General features: G+C 71.5%; 20 protein-coding genes and 1 pseudogene. 11 read left to right on the forward strand and 10 right to left on the reverse strand.

Translation table 11 applies throughout. The annotated features are described in order from the left end of the window. Window positions 1–245: 245 nt before the first annotated feature. Entirely contained in the window at window positions 246–1,169 is a 924-nt protein-coding gene (locus ABZ079_RS30100; protein WP_356942581.1) for a DUF3027 domain-containing protein, read from the forward strand. A gap of 431 nt (window positions 1,170–1,600) precedes the next feature. Here ABZ079_RS30100 and ABZ079_RS30105 read toward each other — a convergent pair whose 3' ends face one another. Further along, window positions 1,601–3,229, reverse strand: coding sequence for an alkaline phosphatase D family protein (locus tag ABZ079_RS30105; protein ID WP_356942582.1), 1,629 nt, complete (start codon window positions 3,227–3,229; stop codon window positions 1,601–1,603). 190 nt (window positions 3,230–3,419) lie between these two features. Between ABZ079_RS30105 and ppk2 the strand changes: the two genes are divergently transcribed. Next, window positions 3,420–4,415: a polyphosphate kinase 2 gene (ppk2, locus tag ABZ079_RS30110; protein ID WP_356942583.1), complete on the forward strand. Its 996-nt coding sequence runs from the start codon at window positions 3,420–3,422 to the stop codon at window positions 4,413–4,415. A gap of 292 nt (window positions 4,416–4,707) precedes the next feature. Here the strand turns inward: ppk2 and ABZ079_RS30115 are convergent, their stop codons facing one another. Then, complete coding sequence (locus tag ABZ079_RS30115) at window positions 4,708–5,199, reverse strand: hemerythrin domain-containing protein (protein ID WP_356942584.1); 492 nt, start codon at window positions 5,197–5,199, stop codon at window positions 4,708–4,710. A gap of 155 nt (window positions 5,200–5,354) precedes the next feature. Between ABZ079_RS30115 and ABZ079_RS30120 the strand changes: the two genes are divergently transcribed. The 3 genes from ABZ079_RS30120 (at window position 5,355) to ABZ079_RS30130 (ending at window position 10,414) form a co-directional block, all read left to right on the forward strand. Beyond that, window positions 5,355–8,486, forward strand: a complete 3,132-nt coding sequence (locus tag ABZ079_RS30120) for a molecular chaperone Hsp90 (protein WP_356942585.1) — start codon at window positions 5,355–5,357, stop codon at window positions 8,484–8,486. A gap of 115 nt (window positions 8,487–8,601) precedes the next feature. Further along, complete coding sequence (locus ABZ079_RS30125) at window positions 8,602–9,360, forward strand: calcium-binding protein (RefSeq protein ID WP_356942586.1); 759 nt, start codon at window positions 8,602–8,604, stop codon at window positions 9,358–9,360. 220 nt (window positions 9,361–9,580) lie between these two features. Then, window positions 9,581–10,414: a hypothetical protein gene (locus ABZ079_RS30130; protein ID WP_356942587.1), complete on the forward strand. Its 834-nt coding sequence runs from the start codon at window positions 9,581–9,583 to the stop codon at window positions 10,412–10,414. A gap of 108 nt (window positions 10,415–10,522) precedes the next feature. On the opposite strand, the gene ABZ079_RS30135 is transcribed toward ABZ079_RS30130, so the two are convergent. Further along, window positions 10,523–12,919, reverse strand: a complete 2,397-nt coding sequence (locus ABZ079_RS30135; protein WP_356942588.1) for an HAD-IC family P-type ATPase — start codon at window positions 12,917–12,919, stop codon at window positions 10,523–10,525. A 94-nt stretch (window positions 12,920–13,013) separates the two neighbouring features. Continuing rightward, on the reverse strand, window positions 13,014–13,280 hold the full coding sequence (locus tag ABZ079_RS30140; protein ID WP_356942589.1) for a DUF2530 domain-containing protein: 267 nt from the start codon (window positions 13,278–13,280) through the stop codon (window positions 13,014–13,016). A gap of 150 nt (window positions 13,281–13,430) precedes the next feature. On the opposite strand from ABZ079_RS30140, the gene ABZ079_RS30145 reads away from it, so the two are divergent. Beyond that, on the forward strand, window positions 13,431–14,882 hold the full coding sequence (locus ABZ079_RS30145; protein WP_356942590.1) for an NCS2 family permease: 1,452 nt from the start codon (window positions 13,431–13,433) through the stop codon (window positions 14,880–14,882). Between the two features lie 19 nt (window positions 14,883–14,901). Here ABZ079_RS30145 and ABZ079_RS30150 read toward each other — a convergent pair whose 3' ends face one another. Further along, window positions 14,902–15,084: a ribbon-helix-helix protein, CopG family gene (locus ABZ079_RS30150; RefSeq protein ID WP_356942591.1), complete on the reverse strand. Its 183-nt coding sequence runs from the start codon at window positions 15,082–15,084 to the stop codon at window positions 14,902–14,904. Window positions 15,085–15,237: 153 nt separating this feature from the next. Between ABZ079_RS30150 and ABZ079_RS30155 the strand changes: the two genes are divergently transcribed. After that, window positions 15,238–15,675, forward strand: coding sequence for a MarR family transcriptional regulator (locus tag ABZ079_RS30155; RefSeq protein WP_356942592.1), 438 nt, complete (start codon window positions 15,238–15,240; stop codon window positions 15,673–15,675). Between the two features lie 27 nt (window positions 15,676–15,702). After that, on the forward strand, window positions 15,703–17,046 hold the full coding sequence (locus ABZ079_RS30160; RefSeq protein WP_356942593.1) for an MFS transporter: 1,344 nt from the start codon (window positions 15,703–15,705) through the stop codon (window positions 17,044–17,046). Between the two features lie 21 nt (window positions 17,047–17,067). On the opposite strand, the gene ABZ079_RS30165 is transcribed toward ABZ079_RS30160, so the two are convergent. Next, on the reverse strand, window positions 17,068–17,583 hold the full coding sequence (locus tag ABZ079_RS30165) for a GNAT family N-acetyltransferase (protein WP_356942594.1): 516 nt from the start codon (window positions 17,581–17,583) through the stop codon (window positions 17,068–17,070). 39 nt (window positions 17,584–17,622) lie between these two features. Here ABZ079_RS30165 and thpR point away from each other — a divergent pair, with 39 nt between their 5' ends. After that, entirely contained in the window at window positions 17,623–18,195 is a 573-nt protein-coding gene (thpR, locus tag ABZ079_RS30170; RefSeq protein WP_356942595.1) for an RNA 2',3'-cyclic phosphodiesterase, read from the forward strand. 218 nt (window positions 18,196–18,413) lie between these two features. On the opposite strand, the pseudogene ABZ079_RS30175 reads toward thpR, so the two are convergent. Further along, window positions 18,414–18,806: pseudogene (locus tag ABZ079_RS30175) on the reverse strand (aldo/keto reductase); the annotation flags it as partial. Here ABZ079_RS30175 and ABZ079_RS30180 point away from each other — a divergent pair. After that, complete coding sequence (locus ABZ079_RS30180) at window positions 18,750–19,349, forward strand: hypothetical protein (RefSeq protein WP_356942658.1); 600 nt, start codon at window positions 18,750–18,752, stop codon at window positions 19,347–19,349. The pseudogene ABZ079_RS30175 and the gene ABZ079_RS30180 overlap by 57 nt on opposite strands. A gap of 41 nt (window positions 19,350–19,390) precedes the next feature. Here ABZ079_RS30180 and ABZ079_RS30185 read toward each other — a convergent pair whose 3' ends face one another. Beyond that, a complete protein-coding gene (locus ABZ079_RS30185) occupies window positions 19,391–20,530 on the reverse strand; it encodes a serine hydrolase domain-containing protein (RefSeq protein ID WP_356942596.1) in 1,140 nt (379 codons plus the stop codon). Between the two features lie 108 nt (window positions 20,531–20,638). Next, the gene (locus ABZ079_RS30190; protein ID WP_356942597.1) at window positions 20,639–21,313 is read right to left on the reverse strand and encodes a GDSL-type esterase/lipase family protein; all 675 of its coding nucleotides are present in this window, start codon (window positions 21,311–21,313) and stop codon (window positions 20,639–20,641) included. An 88-nt stretch (window positions 21,314–21,401) separates the two neighbouring features. Here ABZ079_RS30190 and ABZ079_RS30195 point away from each other — a divergent pair, with 88 nt between their 5' ends. Further along, entirely contained in the window at window positions 21,402–22,370 is a 969-nt protein-coding gene (locus ABZ079_RS30195; protein ID WP_356942598.1) for a WD40 repeat domain-containing protein, read from the forward strand. A 114-nt stretch (window positions 22,371–22,484) separates the two neighbouring features. On the opposite strand, the gene serC is transcribed toward ABZ079_RS30195, so the two are convergent. Continuing rightward, on the reverse strand, window positions 22,485–23,603 hold the full coding sequence (gene serC / locus ABZ079_RS30200) for a phosphoserine transaminase (RefSeq protein WP_356942599.1): 1,119 nt from the start codon (window positions 23,601–23,603) through the stop codon (window positions 22,485–22,487). Between the last annotated feature and the right edge of the window lie 61 nt (window positions 23,604–23,664).

Here is a 23,664-nt window from a genome sequence, read left to right on the forward strand (position 1 = left end):
GCCGCGCGGGGTGCTCGCCTCCCGGCCCGGCGGGCCGGGTCGGCGGGTGGGAAATCCGGCCGCGTGGCGGCAACGAATCGTGTTCGGTGTAGCGTGCGTATCTCAGCCATAACGCAGAATGGATGGCAGAGGTGCGCCCGAGCGCGCGGATGCAGACGTCGATGCGGTCCCCAGGTCCGCTCCGTCGGCTAAGCCGCCGGAGGCAGCCGCACTCGTCGAGACGGCGTAGGAGAGAAGCGATACCTGTGAGCGCAGCGACAACGCGAAGCCGCACCCCCGACCGCCTGTGCGCCGAGGCCGTCGACCTCGCCCGCGCCGCCGCCGAGGAGGCCGCCGCGCCCGGCGTGGTCGGCGAGCACGCCGGCCTGGTGTCGGAGGGCGACCGCGTTGTCACGCACTTCTTCGAGTGCAAGGAGCTGGGCTACCGGGGCTGGCGCTGGGCGGTGACGGTGGCCCGCGCCTCCCGCGCCAAGATCGTCACCCTCGACGAGGTGGTCCTCCTTCCCGGCCCGGACGCCCTGCTCGCCCCCGAGTGGGTGCCGTGGAGCGAGCGCCTGCGCCCCGGTGACATGGGCCCCGGTGATCTGCTCCCCACCGACCAGGACGACCTGCGCCTGGAGCCGGGCTACACCGGCGAGGACGAGCCGGCGCCGAACTCGGTGGTGTCGGAGGAGATGGCGGAACTGGCGGAGGCGGAGGACGCCGATGTCACTCCCGGCGCTCCCGCCACCCAGCCGACGCCCTCCCGGGGCTCGATCGCCGCCGTCGCCGAGGAACTGGGCATGCGCCGCGCCCGGGTCCTGTCCCGCTACGGCCTGCACGTCGCCGCGGACCGCTGGGAGGAGGCGTTCGGCGCCAAGACCCCGATGGCGCAGGCGGCCCCGGCCACCTGTATGACCTGCGGCTTCCTCGCTCCGATCGGCGGCTACCTCGGCCAGGCCTTCGGTGTCTGCGCGAACGAGTTCTCCCCCGCGGACGGCCGCGTGGTCTCGCTCGCCTACGGCTGCGGCGGCCACTCGGAGGCGGCGGTCATGCCGAAGCCGCCCCAGCCGGCCGCGCCGGTCATCGACGAGACGAGGGTCGATCCCTTCCCCCTGCGCCCCGCGCGCGACTCGGGCTCGGTGCCCGAGGTGGGCGACGAGGAAACGGCGGAACTCGGTCACTCCTGACCCCGGCCTCCGCTGCCGGACCGCTCCGATGATCGGCTGGCAGGCGAAGGAGCAGGACCACCCCGGTTCTTCCCGGGCCGGCGGCCCGGGCCGAGTCCGGTCCGGGCCGATGGCGGACGACCCCGGCCAGGCGGGCGGCGCCCGGCAGGTCCACCGTCGGCTCGTCCCCTGACCACCCGCACCGCACCTCGGCCCGCACGGTCTTCCTCGGCGAGGGCCCGGCGGCGGTAGCCCGGTGCTTGCGTGAGCGCGTTCACCCCCACCACCCGGCCATGGGTGGCCGCGTCGGCGGCCGGGTGGCCACCCTCGGCGCCGGGTCCAGGGGCGGCCCCGGGACCGAGTCGCTCTGTGTCCCGAACGGGCGCCTCGGGGGGCGGGGGAGAACCGCACCCGCTCGGCACCTGGCCGACTCCACCCTGCCGGGCCAGGAACTACCCGGGCGTCAGCGTGCATTCATGCACGGTGTGCAGTGCCGCTTCCTTGCCGGTCCGCTCCAGGCGCAGGTGGGCCGAACGTCCGCGCAGGGTCAGGGTCATGAGCTGGTTGCCGAACCATGGGCCGCCCTGTTTGCGCCAAGTCACCGGTGACCGGGAGCAGCGGCCGTGCCGGGCGAGGAGCCGCCCCAGCAGACGGGCCGGGGCGCTCCAGCCGAGGCGGAAGCCGATCCGCATCGTCAGGGGCACGGAGTTGTGCACGGGCGAGCAGGTGAGCTGGACGACCGGGATGCCGGGTCCGCCGGACGGCCAGGACGCCTGCGCGAGGTACCCGTGGTGCACGTCCCCGGACAGCACGCACACGCTTGCCGGGGCGCCCGGTGCGGATCCGGCCTCGGCGATGAGTGCGGCGAGGTCGGCGAAGGAGCGGGGGAAGGCCGCCCAGTGCTCCAGATCGGCTCCGCGGCGCAGGTACTCGCCGAAGCGGGCCCAGCGCTTCCCGCGTTCCCCGGCGCACAGGGCCGCGTCCCAGGCCTCGGTGTCGTGCACCAGGTGCGGCAGCAGCCAGGGCAGGGAGGTACCGATCAGAAGGTGGTCGTACGATCCCGCGTCGGTCAGCACCTGCTCGCGCAGCCAGTCGGCCTCGCCCGGGTCGAGCATGGCACGGCGGTCCTCGTCGAGGACCCGCGCGGCCCGGGAGTCCACCATCACCACCCGGACCCGGCCGAAGTCGCGCCGGTAGCTGAAGCGGACCGAGGCGAGATCGGCGTCGGCCTGTGCGGCGAGGGCGCGCAGCGCCCCGGTGCCGTCGGGCGCGGCGCGGACGGCGGCGTAGGTCGGGTCGTCGGCCAGTTCGGCCGGGGAGAGGTTGCCCAGGTGCTGGTGGACCCAGTAGGACATCAGGCCGCTCAGCAGCCGTTCCTGCCACCAGTCGGTGGTGCGCATGTCGGCGAGCCAGGCGGCGGAGGTGTTCCAGTCGTCCACGATGTCGTGGTCGTCGAAGATCATGAAGCTGGGCACGGTGGACAGCAGCCAGCGGATCTCGGGGTCGAGCCAGGATTCGTAGTAGAGGTGGCAGTACTCCTCGTAGTCGGTGACCTGGCTGCCGGGAGCTTCGTCGAGATCACGGCGGCCGGCGAGCCAGCGCCGCGTCTCCTCCGACGTCTCGTCGGCGTAGATCTGGTCGCCCAGCAGCAGCAGGACGTCGGGGCGCTGCGCGTCGGGGTCGGCCGACAGCCGGGTGGCGAGGGTGTCGAGGGCGTCGGGGCCGACCGGGTCCTTGCCGTCGGCCGGGGGCGCGGCCCAACGGCATGACCCGAAGGTGACCCGGACGGCGTCGCCGGCGCTGGGAGTCCGGATGACGGAGGGCGGGAACGGGGAGCGGGGCAGTGGCCATACCGGGGTGCCGTCCAGGTACACCTCGTAGGTGGGTGAGGTGCCCGGTTCCAGACCGGTCACCGTGACGAGCGCGTAATGGTGCCCGGCCACCTGGAAGGTGGGGGCCGTGCCGCCCGCACCGTTGGAGCAGCGCACCTCCGCCGTGCAGGGCCGGCTCGCCTCGACCCACACGGTCGCGCACAAGCCGTCGGTGTACCTCAGCAGCGGTCCCAGACGCAGTTCGGCCACGGTGATCGTCCTCCTGTCTCGCACCGTACGGAAAGGAACGACCGTAGAGACCGTACAGGGCCCGGTGGCCGGCAGCCGTTCGCCGGTCATGTCATGCGTCTGGGTCCGCCCGGTGTGGGCACGTGGAGGGTGATCGCGGTGGGCCCGGCGGGGTGGCCCCGGCGGGCGGCGAGGTGGGAGAGGTGGCGTCGTGGCCGAGCACGAGCAGGTGACGGAGGCGGAACGGACGCACAGCACAGTGCGTGAGGACGACCTGCTGCGGGGTCTCGAGGTGGACGACCGGCAGCCGGAGCGGCCGGTGCTCCTGGACGCCGACGGCCGGTCGATAGACACCTGGCGGGAGAACCACCCCTACGACCGCAGGATAGGCCGGCGCGAGTACGAGCGGACGAAGCGGATCCTGCAGATCGAGCTGCTCAAACTCCAGCGTTGGGTGAAGGACACCGGCCAGCGGATCGTCGTGGTGTGCGAGGGGCGGGACGCGGCCGGCAAGGGAGGCACCATCAAGCGGTTCACCGAGCGGCTCAATCCCCGGGGTGCCCGCGTGGTGGCGCTGGAGAAGCCGACCGAACGGGAGGCGGGACAGTGGTACTTCCAGCGGTACGTGACGCACCTGCCGGCCCGCGGCGAGATCGTCTTCTTCGACCGCTCCTGGTACAACCGGGCGGGAGTCGAACGGGTCATGGGTTTCTGTACGGAAGCCGAGTACCGGCAGTTCCTCGGGCAGGCTCCGATGTTCGAGCGGCTGCTCACCGATGACGGCGTCCTGCTGGTGAAGTTCTGGTTCTCGGTGTCCCGCGCCGAGCAGCGCACCCGGTTCGCGATTCGCCAGGTCGACCCGGTACGCCGCTGGAAACTCTCCCCCACCGATCTGGCCTCGCTCGACCGCTGGGACGACTACACCGCCGCCAAGGTCGACATGTTCCGGGCGACCGACACGGCCCACGCGCCCTGGACGGTCGTGAAGAACAACGACAAACGGCGGGGCCGGCTGGAAGCGATGCGCAGCCTCCTCGACCGCTTCGACTACCCGGCCAAGGACCACACGGCGGTGGGCGCCCCCGATCCGCTGATCGTCGGTGCGGCGGACACCCTGCTGGAGCCGGGCGAGGAATCCACGGCCCTGTCGCCGACCCCGTTGGCCGGCCCCGGCGGCGGACCCGGGAACCATCCGGACCCGCGGTGACGGCCGACCGCTTCTCCAGGTGAGGAGAGGCGCGGTGCACGGGGGCAGGGCCGGCCGTGCACCCCCGGCGTGTGAGGGCGTCGTGGCCGGACCCGGCGCCGGGTCCGGCCCGGACACATCTGGCCGGCCCTTCAGTCCGCAGCGGCTCCCTCGGCGCCGGGTGCGAACCCCTCACGGCCTTCGTGGCCCCGCCGCCGTGGGCCGGCCCGAGGGGTACCGCACTGTCTCCGGGCATCGCGCAGGCCGCGCAGCCGGAAGCGGCACGCACCGGCCTCGCACCCAGCGCGCGCGGTCAGGACCCGACGATGCGGCGTACGTTGTCGACGGAGCCGCAGCCGGCCTTCAGCTGACGCTCACGCTCCTCCAGGAACGCCACGCCCAGCTCTTCGCGCCGCCGCATCGCCACGTTCTCGCGCGCACCGTTGAGGATGGTGCGTTCCTCCTCGTCGGCGTGGTGGGTGACGGCCTCCACCAGGTCCTCCAGCTTCGCGTCCCACTCGTCCGAGCCGACCTCCTCGACCTGGAGGAGTTCCAGGAGGGCCTTGTTGCCCTCGTCGTGCTCGTGCTCGCCGTGCTCGACCTCCTCGTCGTCGATGTTCTTGTACCGCTTGAGGGCGGGGTAGACCTTGGCCTCCTCGGCCAGCGCGTGCGCGATCAGCAGGTCGGCGAACTCCCCCAGCGCTGCTGCTCGGTCGGCTTCGACGCTTCGCATCAACCGGAAGAGGTCCTCCATGCGCCGGTGGTCCTGGAGGATGAGTTCGACGACGTCCTGTGTCTGGGCCATGGAACGGGTACCACTTTCGTGCGGAGGGATCGGGTGACTTCCGCATACCCGCGCCGTCCGTACTGATTGCTCCCGGCTCCGCGGCCACCACGCCCCTTCGGTCTCCCTCCCGCCCGCGCTGTACCTTCGACCTCACGTCGACGAGGAGAGTGAACGTGAGCAGCAAGTTCGTGCGACCGGCACCAGAGGGCGCCGACCCCTTCGGTACCGCCCGCCTGCGCCGCGGTGTCCTCGACGCCTGGGCCACCAGCCCCGCCCGGTTCCGCGAGGACGCCAACGCCGAGGAGGACCTGGTCCTGGGCGGCTACCGGGACCGGCTCGTGGTCGAGCTGGCCCAGAACGCCGCCGACGCCGCCGCACGCGCGAAGACCGCGGGGCGGCTGCGGCTCACCCTCCGCGACGGCGTGCTGGTCGCCGCGAACACCGGTGCCGCGCTGGACGCGGCCGGTGTCGAGTCGCTGTCGACGCTGCGGGCCTCCGCCAAGCGGGACGCCGAGACCACGCAGGGGGCCGTCGGGCGGTTCGGCGTCGGGTTCGCCGCCGTACTCTCGGTCACGGACGAGCCCGCGATCGTCGGGCGCCACGGCGGGGTCCGCTGGTCCCTGGCCGAGGCGCGGGAGCTGGCCGCCGACATCGCCCGGCACAGCCCGGGGCTCGGTGACGAGGTCCGCCGGCGCGACGGACACGTTCCCCTCCTCAGGCTGCCCTTCGCCGCCGAAGGGACCGCGCCCGATCCCTACGACACGGCCGTCATCCTGCCCCTCCGCGACGCCGCCGCCGCCGACCTCGCCGAGCGCCTCCTCGACGCCGTCGACGACGCCCTGCTCCTCGCCCTGCCGGGGCTGGCGGAAGTCGTCGTGGAGGTGAACGGCGAAGCCCCCCGCACCCTTCGGCGTCGTGCCGAGGGCGCCGTCACCGTCGTGGAGGACTCGCGGGAGGGCACCACCCGGTGGCGTACCGTCTCCGCGCACGGGCCGCTCACCCCGGACCTGCTCGCCGACCGGCCGGTGGAGGAGCGCCTGCGCCCGCACTGGTCGGTGACCTGGGCCGTACCGGAGGACGAGGGCGGCCGCCCGGTACGGCCTCGTACCACCCCCGTCGTGCACGCGCCCACGCCCAGCGAGGAGCCCCTCGGTGTTCCCGCCCTCCTCATCGCCTCCTTCCCCCTCGACACCACCCGCCGGCACACGGCGCCCGGCCCGCTCACCGACTTCCTGGTGCAGCGCGCGGCCGACGCCTACGCCGACCTGCTCGCCGGCTGGCGGCCGGTGACGGACGGGGTCGTCGACCTCGTGCCCGGGCCGCTCGGGAAGGGCGAGCTGGACGGGGCCCTGCGGCAGGCGGTCCTGGACCGGCTGCCGCGTACCGCGTTCCTGCCGCCGGCCGTCGAGGCCAAGGGGGAGGACGAGCTGCCGGAGGCGCTGCGGCCCAGGGACGCGGAGGTCGTGGAGGGCGCCGGGGCGGACACCGTGCGGGTGCTCGCCGAGGTGCTGCCCACCCTCCTGCCCGCCGGTATGGAGCGGCGCGCCGAGCTGCGCACCCTCGGCGTCGCCCGGCTGCCGCTCGCCGACGCCATCGACCGGCTCGCCGGTCTGGAGAAGGACCCCGACTGGTGGTGGCGGCTCTACGACAGCCTCGCCGGGGTCGACCCGGACCGGCTGTCCGGGCTGCCGGTGCCGCTTGCGGACGGACGGACCACCATCGGGCCCCGGCAGGTGCTGCTGCCCACGCTGGACGGCACCCGCATCGACCTGGACGTCCTCGGGCGGCTCGGGCTGAAGGTCGCCCACGAGGACGCCGCGCACCCGCTGCTGGAGAAGCTGGGCGCGCTGCCCGCCACCGCGCGCGCGGTGCTGACCACCCCGCAGGTGCGGGCCGCCGTGGCCGCCTCCCTGGACGAGGAGGGCGGGATCGGCTGGGAGGTGGACGCGCCGGACGCCGAGGAACTGGCCGACACCGTGCTCGGACTGGTGCGGGACGCGGGTCTGGAACCCGGTGACGAGCCGTGGCTGGGTGCCCTCGCACTGCCCGACGAGGACGGGGAGCCGGCCCCGGCGGGTGAACTCGTGCTTCCCGGTAGTCCCTTCGCGCGCGTGATCCGCCAGGACGAACTGGCCGCCGTGGACGCCGACCTGGCCCGGAAGTGGGGCGAGCAGCCGCTGACCGCCTGCGGGGTGCTCGCCGACTTCGCGCTGGTCCGCGCCACCGACGTCGTCCTCGATCCGGACGAACTGGAGCCCCGCGAGGGCGACTTCGCGGAGCCGGACGACGCGGGGCTGCTGGACGCCGTGGACGTGTGGTGCGAGGACATCCTCGACCGGTTCCCGGACAGCCCGGTGCCCCCGGTCGCCACCGAACTCGTCGCCGTCCGCGACCTCGACCTGGTGGACGACGAGCACTGGCCCGAGGCTCTCGCGCTGCTCGCCCGGCGGCCGCTGCGGGACGCCCTCACCCAGCCCGTGCGCATCCTGCTGCACGACGGCACGCACGAGGTCGTACGGCCGTACACCGCGTGGTGGCTGCGCGGTCACCCGGTCCTCGACGGCCGTCGTCCCGCCGGTCTCCTCGCGGCCGGTGGCGACCCGCTTCTGCGCGGGCTGTACGACGAGGCCGACGCCACCGGGTTCGCGGACGAGCAGGTGCTGCGGGCGCTCGGGGTGCGGACCTCCGTCGGAGCCCTGCTGGAGGAGCCCGGCGGCGCCGCCGAGCTGCTGGACCGGCTCGCCGACCCGGAGCGGTCGGTCACGGCCGCCCAGCTGCACGGCCTGTACGGCGCGTTGGCCGAGCTGGACCCGGAGCAGGTGACCCTGCCGGACGAGCTGCGGGCCGTGGTCGACGGGCGGGTGGAGGTCGTGGACGCAGCGGACGCGGTCGTGGTCGACTCCCCCGATCTGCTGCCGTTCACCGACGGGGTGGCGCTGCTGCCGGTCCGGCCGTCCCGGGCCGCCGAGCTGGCCGAGCTGTTCCAGGTGCGGCGGCTCAGCGAGTCCGTCACCGGCGAGGTCCACTCGGAGGGAACCGAGCACGACGTACCGGACCCGGTGCGGGTGCTGCTCGGGCCGCGTACACCGGAGACGTACGTCGAGCACGACGAACTGGTCGTGGACGGTGTCGGGATCGACTGGCGGCTGACCGACGACGGTGTGCTGCACGCGGCCACGCTGGAAGGGGTCGCCGCGGGTCTCGCCTGGGCGGCGGGGCAGTGGCCGCGCCGCTTCGAGGTCGCCGCCCTGCTGGAGGACCCGTCCCGGACGGATGAGCTGGCGCGGGACCGGTGGTTCGACTGAGGTCTCCAGAAGTTCATCACTGAATCTTCAAATTCTTTACAACCGTTCCCCTGCGTGCCCTGTCTGACCACGGGAGTCAACCGACTCTCCCATCACTACGCACGCAGGGGAACACATGCGTATTCGAGCCTCTGTCGCCGTCGTCGGCGGCGCTCTGGCCCTGTCCGCTCTCGCCCTACCGGCCGCGCAGGCCGACGGCGGCCAGGGCGACACCGCGATCACCAAGGTGGTCGTGGACGGTGACAACAAGGTGACCATCGGCACGTCCAACGCGGTGACCGTCAAGGTCAGCGTGACCGCCACGGACGACTCCGGCATCAAGGGTGCCGACGAGTTCGCCCTCTTCGGCCCCGACAACGGGTTCGCGACGACCGGCAAGCCCACCTGCACCGACGTCACCGCCACCACCGCCACCTGCACCGCCTCGGTGAAGATCGACCCGAAGACCGACTCCCTCACCAACAAGAGCGCCGGCACCTGGTACGTGGACGCGTGGGTCGACGCCAACGACGAGGACTACGTGTGGAAGGAGAAGGCCGGCTCCTTCTCGTTCCAGCGCGCCGCCAGGCTCACCGCCAACGCCGCGCCCGAGCCGGTGAAGAAGGGCAAGACCCTCACCGTCACCGGTGCGCTCACCCGCGCCAACTGGGAGTCGCTCACGTACGGCGGCTACGGCTCGCAGTCGGTCAAGCTCCAGTTCAAGAAGAAGGGCTCCAGCACCTACACCACGCTGAAGACCGTCAAGGCGGACTCCAAGGGCAACCTGAAGACCACCACGACCGCGACGGCCGACGGCTACTACCGCTTCTCCTTCGCGGGCAGCTCCACCACCGCGGCGGTCAGCGCCACCGCTGACTTCGTCGACGTGCAGTAAGCGGCGCCGCTCCGGTCTCGGGCGCGCCTACCGCTCCCGAGGCCGGAACGTTTCCTCTCACTTGTGTCACGAAACCGCCTCACCTGCGCAACGGAACGGCAATCCAGTCCTAAAAACTGGCTGATATCGCCTCTTGCCGTACAACCGGCCCCCTGTGTCACGGATCTGATCGCGTGAGTCAACCGACTTCACGATCACTTCTCCCTCCAGGGGAACGCACATGCGCATACGTGCCACCGTGGCCGCCGTCTCCGGCGCCCTGGCCCTTTCCGCCTTCGCCGTCCCGGCCGCGCACGCCGCCGGGTCCAGCGGCACGCCGTACACGATGGACGTCAGCTTCTCGAACCTCAAGATCGCCTCGGCGATCAAGGTCGGCACCACCAACAAGGTCAGCACCACGTACACCTACACGCTGACCCACGGCTCGGACGTCGACGTCACCGCGTCCGACTTCTACACCGACGCCTACCTCTACCGCGGCTCCTTCGACGCCCCGAGCAAGATGCTCGAAGGCGACGACTCGGCCACCTGCACGGTCGTCACGTCGACGACCGCCACCTGCACCGGCACCGTCGACATCTACCCGGGCGAGGGCGAGCTGAAGAACGCCGACGCCGGAAGCTGGTCGGTCGCCGCCGAGGCCATCGCCTTCAACGGCCAGGACCCGGAGAACCCCGACCTGAGCAAGGTCGGCTTCAAGGACCAGGGCGGCATGGCCACCACCCTGCTCCAGCGCTACTCCAAGCTGACCGCCAACGCGGGCCCGGAGCCGGTCGTCAAGGGCAAGACCCTCACCACCACCGGCAAGCTGACCCGCGCCAACTGGGAGGACAACCTCTACCACGGCTACACCAGCCAGCCGGTCAAGCTGCAGTACAAGAAGGCGGGCTCGACGACCGCCTACACCACCGTCAAGACGGTCTACTCCGACTCGTCCGGCAATGTGACGGCCACCGCCACCGCCTCGTACGACGGCTACTGGCGCCTCAGCTTCGCGGGCACCTCGACCACCCCGGCGGTCACGTCCACGGCTGACTACGTCGACGTGCAGTGAGGCAGCGCCCGTAGGGGGCGGCGGGGCCGCATTCGCCATGCGGCTCCGCCGCGGGGGCGCGACCGGTCACAACGGTCCCGCGGTAACCGGGGCCACGGAGGCTCCAGCTCAGCGCAGCGCCCGATGGTCGACCCACTTCCACAGGAACTCCAGGGCGGCCGCCGCCACCGCGGCCACTCCCACCGCCGTCCACGGCATCGTGACGCCGACCAGCCTGAGCCCGAAGAAGCCCTGCAGGGCCGGTACCGCGAGGACGAGCAGGAACGCCACGCCCATCGCGGCCACCAGGGCCACCCGCCACCAGGTGTAGGGGCGGGCGATGATCGCCAGCACCCACATGGAGATCAGGAACAGGGTCAGGGTGGCCGCGCTGGTCTCCGCGTCCAGGGAGCCGGGACCGGTGTAGTGGTGGCGGGCGATCAGGTACATCAGGAAGGTCGCCGCCCCTGCCACCGCTCCGCCGGGGACGGAGTACCGCATCACCCGGCGCACGAAGTGCGGTTTCGCCCGCTCCTTGTTGGGGGCGAGGGCCAGAAAGAAGGCCGGCACGCCGATGGTGAGGGTGGACAGCAGGGTCAGGTGCCGGGGCAGGAAGGGGTACTCGACCTGCCAGCACACCACCAGCACCGCCAGCAGCACCGAGTAGACGGTCTTCACCAGGAACAGGGTCGCCACGCGCGTGATGTTGCCGATCACCCGGCGGCCCTCGCCCACCACCGACGGCAGGCTCGCGAAGGTGTTGTCCAGTAGGACGATCTGCGCCACCGCGCGGGTCGCCTCCGAGCCCGAGCCCATGGCCACGCCGATGTCGGCGTCCTTGAGCGCGAGCACGTCGTTCACGCCGTCGCCGGTCATCGCGACCGTGTGCCCGTGCGACCGCAGCGCGCCGACCATGTCCCGCTTGCGCTGCGGTGTGACCCGCCCGAACACCGTCCCCGCGTCGAGCGCGTCCGCCATCCCGGCCCGGTCGGCGGGCAGCCGCCGTGCGTCCACCGCCGTACCGTCCAGGCCCAGCTTGGCCGCGACCGCGCCGACCGACACCGCGTTGTCGCCGGAGATCACCTTCGCGCGGACGTTCTGGTCCGCGAAGTAGCGCAGGGTGTCGGACGCGTCGGGCCGCAGCCGCTGGTCCAGGACGACGAGGGCGGTGGGGCGGGCACCCCGGGCCGGCTCGGGGTCGTCCAGATCGCGGTGCGTGCCGGCCAGCAGCAGAACCCGCAGACCCTGCTCGTTGAGGCGCTCGGTCTCGGCCAGGGCGGGGTCCCCCGGGGCGAGGAGGACGTCGGGGGCGCCCAGCAGCCAGGTACTGGTCTCGCCGTCGCCCTCACTGAACGCGGCCCCGCTGAACCCTCGGGCGGAGGAGAAGGGGAGCGACTCGACGCAGCGCCAGTCCTCGCTGTCGGGATAGGCGTCGATGATCGCCTGGAGGGAGGCGTTGGGGCGCGGGTCGGACTCGCCGAGGGCACCGAGCACCCGGCGTACATAGGTCTCGTCCGCCCCGTCCAGCGGCCGCAGCTCGGTGACGTCCATGCCGCCCTCGGTGAGCGTGCCGGTCTTGTCCAGGCAGACCGTGTCGACGCGGGCCAGCCCCTCGATCGCCGGCAGCTCCTGCACGAGGCACTGCCTGCGGCCCAGCCGGATGACCCCTATGGCGAAGGCGACGGAGGTGAGGAGCACCAGCCCCTCCGGGACCATCGGGACGATCCCGCCGACCGTGCGGGCCACGGCGTCCCTCAACCCGTTGTTCTTCACCACGAGCTGGGTGACGACCAGGCCGATCGCGGCCGGGACCATCATCCAGGTGACGTACTTGAGGATCGTGGAGATGCCGGTGCGCAGCTCGGAATCGACGAGGGTGAAGCGGGAGGCCTCATAGGCGAGCTGGGCCGCGTAGGCCTCGCGGCCGACCTTGGTGGCCTCGAAGGCGCCGCCGCCCGCGACCACGAAGCTGCCGGACATCACCGGGTCGCCGGGGCGTTTGACCACGGGATCGGCCTCGCCGGTGAGCAGCGACTCGTCGATCTCCAGACCCTCGGCCTCCGCGCACACCCCATCGACGACGATCTTGTCGCCGGGGCCGATCTCCATGAGATCGCCCAGGACGATCTCGCTGGTGGACACCTCCGCCGCGACGCCGTCCCGCCGTACCGTCGGCCGGGCCTCCCCGATCACCGCGAGCGAGTCGAGGGTCTGCTTGGCGCGCCACTCCTGGACGATGCCGATGCCGGTGTTGGCGAGGATCACGAAGCCGAAGAGGCCGTCCTGGATCGGCGCGACGAACAGCATGATCAGCCAGAGCACACCGATGATGGCGTTGAACCGGGTGAAGACGTTCGCCCGGACGATCTCGCCCAGCGACCGGCTGCTGCGCACCGGCACGTCGTTGACCTGCCCACGCGAACGCCGCTCCGCCACTTCGGCACCGGTCAGCCCCGCCGGCCGGCCCTTGGGCAGGGCCACCGGGTGCACGGGGTCGACTTCGGCACCCGCGTCGATATGGGTCATGCATTCGACGGTACGTGCGGATCTGCCCGTTCACCTGCCGAGCAGAGCCGATTTCCGACCTGGGGAGGAGGGGAGTCCTGCGCTGGTTGTACGGCTACTTCCCCGACGCCGCCCTCAGCCCCGCGTCCCGCTTGATCGCCGCGTCCCGCTTGCGGACGTACCAGATACCGATCAGCCCCAGGCCGCCCCCGGCCAGGCAGGCCCACAGCCACCACAGACGGTCGTGGTCCTCGAACCATCCGTAGAAGGGCAGCTGGACGAGGAAGAGGACGAACCACACGATCGTGCCGCCGGTGATGGTGGCGACCACGGGGCCCTCCAGGGGCTCCGGCGCCTCGTGCTTGGGGGTCCACTTAGCCATGCGCACAGCTTAGGCGCGGTCGGCGTCTACGCGCGGAGATAGCGATCTGGCACTCATACCTTCATACTGAAACCGTTTGTCTATGGCCGCTTCTGCTCGTATGAAACTCCAATGAGGCTCGGGGGAACCCCGTTGGTGATGAGGTTTCGCATGCCCACCTCGGCACCTGCCAAGGTCCCCACCCCCGAAAAGCCGGGCGGGGTGTCCGCCCACGGCGCCCTCGACCGCTACTTCAAGATCTCCGAGCGCGGTAGCTCCCTCGCCCGTGAGGTCCGCGGCGGCTTCGCGACCTTCTTCGCGATGGCATACATCATCGTGCTGAACCCGATCATCCTGGGCAGCGCGAAGGACATGTACGGGCACCACCTGGACAACGGCCAGCTGGTGACGGCGACGGCGCTGACCGCCGCGTTCACCACGCTGCTGATGGGTGTCATCGGCAACGTCCCGATCGCACTCGCCGCCGGCCTCGGCGTCAACTCCGTCGTCGCGCTCCAGCTGGCGCCCCGGATGAGCTGGCCGGACGCCATGGGCATGGTCGTGCTGGCCGGTTTCGTGGTGATGCTGCTGGTCGCCACCGGTCTGCGCGAGCGCGTCATGAACGCCGTGCCGTTCGGCCTGCGCAAGGCGATCGCCATCGGTATCGGCCTCTTCATCATGCTGATCGGCCTGGTCGACTCCGGTTTCGTCACCCGTATGCCGGACGCCGCCCAGACCACCGTTCCGGTCCAGCTCGGCGTGGGCGGTCACCTCACCGGCTGGCCGGTGCTGATCTTCATCCTGGGCGCGCTGCTCACCTTCGCGCTGATCGTCCGCAAGGTGCCCGGCGCCATCCTGATCTCGATCGTCGGCATGACCGTCCTCGCGGTGATCATCAACGCGGTCGCCCCGATCCCGTCCTGGGGCCTGACGATCCCGAAGTGGCCGGGCAACCCGGTGGCCACGCCCGACTTCGGCCTGGTCGGCCAGGTCAGCCTCTTCGGCGGTTTCGCCAAGGTCGGCGTGCTGACCGGCATCCTCTTCGTCTTCACGGTCCTGCTGTCGTGCTTCTTCGACGCCATGGGCACGATCATGGGCATCAGCGACGAGGCCATGCTGACCGACGCCGAGGGCTACATGCCGGGTATCAACAAGGTCCTCTTCGTCGACGGCCTCGCGGTCGCGGCGGGCGGTGCCAGCTCCTCCTCGGCCACCACCGCGTTCGTGGAGTCCACGGCGGGGGTCGGCGAGGGCGCCCGGACGGGCTTCGCGAACGTCGTCACCGGCGCCCTCTTCGCGGTGGCGCTCTTCCTCACCCCGGTCGCCACGATGGTCCCGTCCCAGGCGGCCACCCCGGCGCTGGTCGCGGTCGGCTTCCTGATCCTGTCGCACTCCATCAAGGAGATCGACTGGGCCGACTACACGATCGGCATCCCGGCCTTCGTGACGATGCTGATGATGCCGTTCACCTACTCGATCACCAACGGCATCGGCATGGGCTTCATCACCTTCACGGTGCTGCGCCTGGCCGCCGGGCGGGCCCGTGAGATCCCGGTCGCGATGTACGTCGTCTCGGCCGTCTTCGCCTTCTACTACCTGATGCCGGCCCTGGGCCTGACCTGAGCCTTCGTCACCTGCGGCGTCAGGTGACGCCGTAGAACCTCTCCGTCTCCTCGACGGCGGTCTGGAACCGCTCGTCGAAGTCGTCCCGGATGAGCGTGCGGACCACATAGTCCTGCACGCTCATTCCTCTTTTCGCCGCATGGTGCCGGAGCCTTTCGAGCAGCTCCCCGTCCATCCGCAGGCTGAGCACGCTGGTCCCCATGCCTACGAGGGTCGCCACATCCGGCCGCCCGCTGCGTCACTTTCCGGAACTGACTCACCCATACGGGTGATCAGAAGGTTCAGTGGCCGGCGTCACGGGCATGGACGCATGCCGGGTGGTATTTAGCCAGGGTAATGAGTTACCCTAAAGAACATGCCGGACCTTACCCATGGCGACGACGCTGCCGCCGTGAACTCTCTCCGCTCCGCCGTGATGCGGTTGTCCCGTCGGCTCAAGCACCAGCGGGTCGACGAGTCGCTGAGCCCCACCGAGATGTCGGTGCTCGGCACCCTGGCCCGCTGTGGCAGTGCCACCCCGGGCGAACTGGCCCGCAAGGAGCACGTCCAGCCGCCGTCGATGACCCGCATCGTCGCGCTGCTCGAAGCCAAGGGGCTGGTCCGGCTGGAGCCGCACCCGGAGGACCGGCGCCAGAAGGTCGTCACCCCGACGGAGCAGGCCGAGGCCATGCTCGAGGAGAGCCGCCGCAAGCGCAACGCGTTCCTGGCGGGCCTCGTCGAGGGCCTCGACGAGGACGAGTGGGCCAAACTGCGCGCCGCCGCCCCCGTGCTGGAGAAGCTCGCACACCTGTAAGCAGGCCATTCAAGGAGGCGAACACTTTTGAGTACGGGATCCGGAGCAGCTTCCGCCCCCGCACCGACCACTACTACCCCCACCTCCCGCAAGTCCTCGATGTTCAGCTCGCTGAAGATCCGGAACTACCGCCTCTTCTTCCTCGGCCAGGTCGTCTCCAACACCGGCACCTGGATGCAGCGCATCGCCCAGGACTGGCTCGTTCTCGGTCTCACCGGTTCCTCCGCGGCCGTCGGCATCACGACGGCCCTGCAGTTCCTGCCGATGCTCCTGTTCGGCCTCTACGGCGGCGTCCTCGTGGACCGCCTGCCCAAGCGGCCCACCCTGCTGGTCACCCAGACGTCGATGGCCGTCACGGGCCTCGCCCTCGCCTTCCTGACCCTCTCCGGCCACGTCCAGATCTGGCACGTCTACGTCGCCGCCTTCGCCGCCGGCCTCGCCACGGTCGTCGACAACCCGGCCCGGCAGTCCTTCGTCTCCGAGATGGTCGGCCCCGAGCAGCTGCAGAACGCGGTCAGCCTGAACTCCGCGAACTTCCAGTCGGCCCGTCTGGTCGGCCCCGCCGTCGCCGGTCTCATGATCACCGGCGTGGGCACCGGCTGGGCGTTCCTCGCCAACGGTCTCTCCTTCGCCGCCCCCATCGCCGGCCTGCTCCTGATGCGCGCCCGCGAACTGCACGTGGTCGAGCGCGCGCCGCGCGGCAAGGGCCAGCTCCGGGAAGGCCTGAACTACGTGGCGAAGAGGCCGGAGCTGATCTGGCCGATCGTCCTCGTCGGCTTCATCGGCACCTTCGGCTTCAACTTCCCGGTGTGGCTGTCGGCCTACGCGGACGACGTCTTCCGCTCCGGCGCCGGCTCCTACAGCCTCTTCAACACCCTGATAGCCGTCGGCTCCCTGGGCGGAGCCCTGCTGGCCGCCCGGCGCGGCACGGCCCGGCTGCGCGTCCTGATCGCCGCCGCGCTTGCCTTCGGCGCGCTGGAGACGGCGGCCGCGGTGGCGCCGTCGTACTGGCTGTTCGCGCTGCTCATGGTCCCGATCGGCGTCTTCGGCCTCACGGTGAACGTCACCGCGAACACCGCCGTGCAGATGGCCACCGACCCGGCGATGCGCGGCCGGGTGATGGCCCTGTTCATGATGGTGTTCATGGGCGGTACGCCGCTGGGCGCACCGGTGGTCGGCTGGATCACCGACACCTACGGCGCCCGGGCCGGCTTCGCCCTCGGCGGCATCATCTCCGCCGTGGCCGCCGCCGGTATCGGGCTGGTCCTCGCCCGCATCGGCGGCCTGCGCCTGGCGGTGGCCTGGCACCACGGCCACCCGCGGGTCCGCTTCGTACCGAGGGAGCGGGAACAGCTGGCGGCGGCGGCGTGATCCGCCCACCCGGAGGGTCCGCTACAGGACCCTCCGGGCCAGCACCTGCCCCGGCCACTTGTCCTCGCCGAAGGTGAAGGGCTCGGTCCGGATGAAGCCGTTGCTCTCGTAGTAGGCGACCAGCTTGCCGTCGTCGCCCGCGTAGCAGTCCACGCGCAGCAGGGAGATCCCCGACTGCCGGGTCACCTGGGCCGCGTGGGCGAGCAGCGCGGCCCCGGCGCCCCGGCCCTTGAAACGGCGGTCGGTGGCGAACAGATGGATGTACCGCTCGGGTTCGTCGGCCGGCTCCAGATAGGAGCCGGGGCCCGTGCTGAGCGTGAGCGTGGCCGCCGCAGTGCCGTCTATCTCGGCGAAGTACGGCGTGCCCGCGGTGGCGTATCGGTGCACCAGCTCCACGGCCCGGGGGTTCCCCGACCAGGATTCGGTCCCCCACTGCCCGGTACGGCCCTGTGAGACCAGCCACTCCACGGCGCTGTCGAGCATGCCGAGGATCAGGGGGGCGTCGCCGGGGCCGCCTTCGCGGATGGTGATCGTCATGGGCCCATCATGCCCACGCCCGTCTGGGAAGGTGAAGGCATGAGACTCTTCGCCGCCGTACTGCCCCCGGAGGACGTCACGGTCCAACTCGCCGCCGAAGTAGCCCGGTTGAGGCGGCTGCCGGGTGCCGACGGCCTGCGCTGGACGGCCCGCCCCGGCTGGCACCTCACGCTCGCCTTCTACGGCGAGGTCGCCGACGACCTCGTACCCGCCCTGTCGGACCGCCTGTCCCGCGCGGCCCACCGCACGTCCCCGTTCGAGCTGGCTCTTTCCGGGGGCGGCCAGTTCGGCCACGGCCGTGCCCTGTGGACAGGGGCCTCCGGCGACACCCAGGCCCTGCGCCTGCTGGCCGACCGGACGGAGTCGGCGGCCCGCAAGGCCGGGGTGCCGATGGGCGGGCACCGCCGCTACAAGGCCCATCTGACGCTGGCCCGCAGCCGGGACGCGGTCGACGTACGGCCCTACGTGGACCAGCTCGGGGAGTTCATCAGCCGGACGTGGACCGTGGCCGATCTGGCGCTGGTGCGCAGCAACCTGCCGAGGTCCGGGGTGCCGGGGGAGCAGCCCCGGTACGAGGCGGTCGCCCGCTGGGCACTGGACGGTGCCGGTTAGTCTCGAATACGTGGACCCGAAAACCCGGAACCGGATCATGGCCGGTGCGCTTGTTCTCATGTTCGTCGTGGTGGCCGTGGCGTCGGCGGTGAGGTAGGGCGCCGGGCACTGCGGCCGTCCTCCGGCTGCGGGCCGGCTGTGGCTGGTCGCGCCCCCGCGGCGGAGCCGCGTGCCGAACGCGGCCCCGCCGCACTTCCGGGGCGCCGGCCCGCCCGGTGTCACCAGGCGAAGGCCTCCGGGGACGGGCCCGGGCCCGGGAAGATCTCGTCGAGGCCGGACAGCAGCTCCTCGCTCAGCTCCAGCTCCACCGCCCTCAGGGCCGACTCCAGCTGCTCGGCGGTGCGTGGGCCGACGATCGGGCCGGTCACGCCGGGCCGGGTCAGCAGCCACGCCAGAGCGGCCTCCCCGGGCTCCAGGCCGTGCTTGTCGAGCAGATCCTCGTAGGACTGGATCCGCGCGCGGGTGGCGGGGTCGGCGAGGGCGTCGGCGGCCCGCCCGGAGGCACGGCGACCGCCCTTGACCTGCTTCTTGATCACACCGCCGAGCACCCCTCCGTGCAGCGGCGACCACGGAATGACCCCGAGGCCGTAGTCCTGCGCGGCCGGTACGACCAGCTGAGCATCGGGGAGGGGCAGGACGGGGCGCCGGTGCGCTGGGGGCGATGGGACGGGCAGACCCTGGCCGTCGAGTACCTCGAGGGCGACCTGGCGCTGATGAGTGTGAGTCCGTCGGGCGAGCGGCTGATGAGCGTCACCCACGAACAGGACACGCTGGCCGTCCGCGACACCGGTGGCTCGGTCCTGGAGGGGCTGGTGTGGGACGCCGAGACCGCCGTACCCCGGCATCCCGACGCCGAGCCCGGGAACGACGAGGCGCTTCCCTACTGGGACTGGGCGGGCGGCTTCCTCGACGAGACGACCCTGATCGGCTCGACCGTCGAGAGCGACGAGGAGTGGGGCGAGGGCCGGCACTGGATCATCGGCACCTCGGTCCCGGGCACGCCCGTCGAGGTCGCCTACCCGGTCCCGGTCGGCACCCGGCCCCCCACCGCCCTGGGCGACGGCGTCTGGGTCACTCCGTCCGAGTCGGGAGAGGCCCTGTATGTGTGGGGGCTGGACCAGGCCGCCGATGGCTTCATCGGGTCCGCTCGGTGAAGCGGAAGGAACGGCCGAGTCCGACCCGCGCCTGCCGCTGATCAGGCGGTGAGGACGGCGACGACCCGGTTGATCATGTCCTCCCGCGCGTTGAGCGCGGTCGGCGTGTACGACAGCACGAAGCGCGTGGCCAGGTCGCGCGTGGCGAACATGCGGGTGCGGTATCCGTAGGTCTCACCGGTCTTCCCCCAGAACGTCGTGCCGTTCACCGTGGCCGTCTGCAGGCCCATGCTGTACCGGGCCGGGCTGCCGTCCAGCATGCGCACCGTGGGCGGGGGCAGGGTGAAGACCTTCTCCAGGGCCCGGGGCGGCAGGAGCGCGCCGGTGAACAAGGCGTGCTGGAAACGGAAGAGGTCCTGTGCGGTGGAGACCAGTTCGCCCTCGCCCCAGGAAGCGGACTGGTCGTAGACGGTGACGTCGCGCAGGCTGCCGTCCGTCATGCGCAGATAGCCGTGGACGTGCGGGCCGTGCATACGCGGATCGTCGCCCGGGACCAGCGTGCCGGTCAGCCCCAGCGGGTGCAGGATCCGGGAGGCGATCACGTCGCCGTGGCGACACCCTGTCAGTTCCTCGACCAGCAGGGCGAGGAGCACGTAGTTGATTCCTCGGTACTCCTGTGCGGTGCCGGGGGTGAACTTAAGGGGGTCGTGCGTCACCGTGTCGACCAGGGCCTGCGGTGTCCAGTGGTCGAAGCGGTGGCGCAGGGCCGCTTCCGGTGTTCCGAGGTCCGGCAAGCCCCGGTGGTCGGGCAGGCCGCTGGTGTGGCTGAGCAGATGCGACACCGTGATGCGGTCGAAGCGGGAGGGCAGGGAAAGGCCGGGGAGGGAGCGGGCGATCGTCGCGTCGAGATCCACCCGGCCTGCTGCCCAGAGCTGAAGGACGACGGTCGCCACGAACGCTTTCGTCAGGCTGCCCGCCCGGAAACGGTCGTCCGCCCGTACGGGCCGTCCCTGGGCGGGATCGGCGGTGCCCGCGGTGCCGTACCAGCGGGTTCCGGACCACTCCACCAGCAGGTGGGAGGAGGTCGCCTGCGGATGGGAGAGATCGCTGATCGCGTCGCGTAAGGCGGCGGGATCGCCGAGCGGCGCGGCGGTGGCCCCGGTGGTGACGCCTCCGGTGGCGAAGGCCAGGGCGCCGGCCGTGAAAGCACCGGTGAAGGCGCGTCGGGAGAGGGATGTCATGGGATCGATACTGCCGTTCGCCGGCACGCGGGGGCATCCGGAACGCCCCTGGGCGAACCCTGTCACGACCCTGAGGAACCCCGGAGCCGAGCCGTCAGGCCGACCCGATCACGCCGCGTACGGTCCGCCGAGTCCCCACGCCTCCCACATCGCCTTCGCGAACGCCTCCGCGATCCGGTGCTCCCCGCTCGCGTTGGGGTGCGTGCCGTCGTAGGTGTCGGTGTGGATGTCGTACGACTCGGGCGGCGAGGCGAGCAGGACCGGGGAGCGGTGTTCGTCCAGGTCGGCCACCGTCTTGGCGAGCAGGACGTTGAAGTGGTCCACCTGGGAGGCGAAGGCCGTGTCCGCCGCGGCCCGGATGTTGGGGATCACCGGCAGCAGCACCATGCGGACGCGCGGGTCGGCGGCACGGGCGGCGGTGATGAAGGCCCGTACGTTCTCCGCCGTCTGCTCGGCGTTCGTGTAGAAGCCGAGGTCGATCAGGCCCAGGGAGACCAGCAGGACGTCGGGGCGGTGGGCCCGTATCGCGTCGCCGATCAACGGGGCCATGTGCAGCCATCCCTCGCCCCAGCCCGCCAGGTGGGCGCGCGGGAAGTCGGGGTCGGCGTAGGCGAGGGACGTCGGGGCGTCGGCCGTCTTGTCGTACAGCTCCTCGCGCGGGCCGACGAAGGTGAAGGGCCCTCCGTACGTCTCGCGCAGATGCCGCCACAGCCGGTGACGCCAGGTGTGTTCGCCCGCGCTCCCGATCGTCATGGAGTCACCTACGGGCATGAACCTGAGCATCCGCTCATGATGGACGATCACCGGTGCCGATGGGGTGTGAGGCCCACCACGTCCCGCGAACCACCGGCCGTGATGGCAGGCTTGGGGCATGCGTCGATCGTTCGCCGTTCTCGCCGGGGTGCTGCTCGCCGGCGCCTGTGCGCTGCCCGCCTCCGCCGCCGACGGTGACGGCGACCAGGGGTTCACCCTCAAGGACCCGCGGATCACCGAGTCCAGCGGCCTCGCCGCCTCCCGCCTCCATCCCGGCGTCTACTGGACGCACAACGACAGCGACGACGGGCCGTACCTCTACGCCGTGGACGGCCGGACCGGCGAAACCGTCGCCCGGCTCACCCTGCGCGGCATCGGGGCACCGCGCGATGTCGAGGCCATCTCGGTCGGGCCGCACAACGAGATCTATGTCGGCGACATCGGCGACAACTTCGGCGGCAGGTGGCCGTACGTGTGGATCTACCGGCTGCCCGAGCCGAAGGTGCTGAAGGACGAGACGGTCACGGCCACGCAGTACGTCGTCAAGTACGAGAACGGGCCGCGGGACGCCGAGTCGTTGCTCGTCCACCCGAAGACCGGGCGCGTCTACATCGTCGACAAGAAGGAGGACGGCGGGCACCTGTACGAGGGCCCGGCGACCCTCTCCACCTCCGGCGCGAACATCTTCAGGCCGATCGGAGCCGTCGATCTCTGGGCCACCGACGCCGCGTTCTCCCCGGAGGGACAACAGCTCGCCGTACGCGGCTACTTCGGCGGGATCTACTACGACTGGAACGGCGGCCGGATCCAGCGCAAGGGCCGCCTGGACGTGCCGTTGCAGGGGCAGGGGGAGTCCCTGTCGTACTCCGCCGACGGGACGAAGCTGATGTACGGCAGCGAGGGCGCGGGCAGCCCGGTGCAGGCGGAGGACGCACCGGACCGGCCCGCCGAGTCAGCCTCGGCGGGCGGCGGTTCCGGCTCCGCCGACGGCACGACCGGCACCGCGAGCCTCAAGGTCGGCGCCGTCGTCCTCGTCGTCGGCGCGGCCGCCCTGTTCGGAGTGCGGCGGTTGCGGCGCCGGGGCTGAGCGTCACCCACCCGCCCGCGGCCCTGAGCCGCGCGGCCACAGAGGACGAGGCGCCCGGTGCGGCAGACACCGGGCGCCCTCACGCTCGTCCCTGGGTTACAGCTTCCCTCGGGGCTACAGCTTCTCGATGACGTAGTCGATGCACTTCGTCAGCGCCTCGACGTCCGCCGGGTCGATCGCCGGGAACATCGCGACGCGGAGCTGGTTGCGGCCCAGCTTGCGGTACGGCTCGGTGTCCACGATGCCGTTGGCGCGCAGCACCTTGGCGACGGCGGCCGCGTCGATCTCGTCGGAGAAGTCGATCGTGCCGATGACCTGCGAGCGCTTGGCCGGGTCCGAGACGAACGGGGCGGCGTGCTTCGACTCCTCCGCCCAGCCGTACAGGCGGGTCGAGGAGTCCTTGGTGCGGGCCGTGGAGAAGGCCAGGCCGCCCTGGCCGTTGAGCCACTCCAGCTGCTCGTTGAGCAGGAAGAGGGTGGCGAGGGCCGGGGTGTTGTACGTCTGGTTCTTGCGGGAGTTGTCGATCGCCGTCGGCAGCGAGAAGAACTCCGGGACGTGGCGGCCGCTCGCGTGGACGCGCTCGGCGCGCTCGATCGCGGCCGGCGAGAAGATGCCGATCCACAGGCCGCCGTCGGAGGCGAAGGACTTCTGCGGGGCGAAGTAGTAGACGTCCGTCTCGGCGACGTCGACCGGGAGGCCGCCCGCGCCGGAGGTGGCGTCCACCAGGACGAGCGCGCCCTCGTCGGCACCGGCCACACGCCGGATCGGCATGGCGACGCCGGTGGAGGTCTCGTTGTGGGTGAAGGCGTAGACGTCGACACCCGCCTCGGCCCGCGCCTCCGGGTGGGTGCCGGGGTCGGTGGAGATGACGGTCGGCTCGGCCAGCCAGGGCGCGAGCTTGGCGGCCTTGGCGAACTTGGAGGAGAACTCACCGAAGCTGAGGTGCTGTGACTTGTTCTCGATCAGGCCATGGGTGGCGATGTCCCAGAAGGCGGTGGAGCCGCCGTTGCCGAGGATCACCTCGTAGCCCTCGGGCAGGGAGAACAGCTCGGAGATGCCTTCGCGGACCTTGCCGACCAGGTTCTTCACGGGCGCCTGGCGGTGGGAGGTACCCAGCAGGGACGTACCGGTGGCGGCGAGGGCGTCCAGCGCCTCGGTGCGCACCTTGGAGGGGCCAGCGCCGAAGCGTCCGTCGGCGGGCTTGATGTCAGCGGGGATCTGGATGTCGGCCACGGAAGGAGGTTAGCCGGTGGGGGAAAGCGAGGTGGAGCCGTGTCCGTCCGATGAGACGAGA

Origin of the sequence: Streptomyces sp. NPDC006314, assembly GCF_040613075.1 — a bacterium.
Classification (GTDB): domain Bacteria; phylum Actinomycetota; class Actinomycetes; order Streptomycetales; family Streptomycetaceae; genus Streptomyces.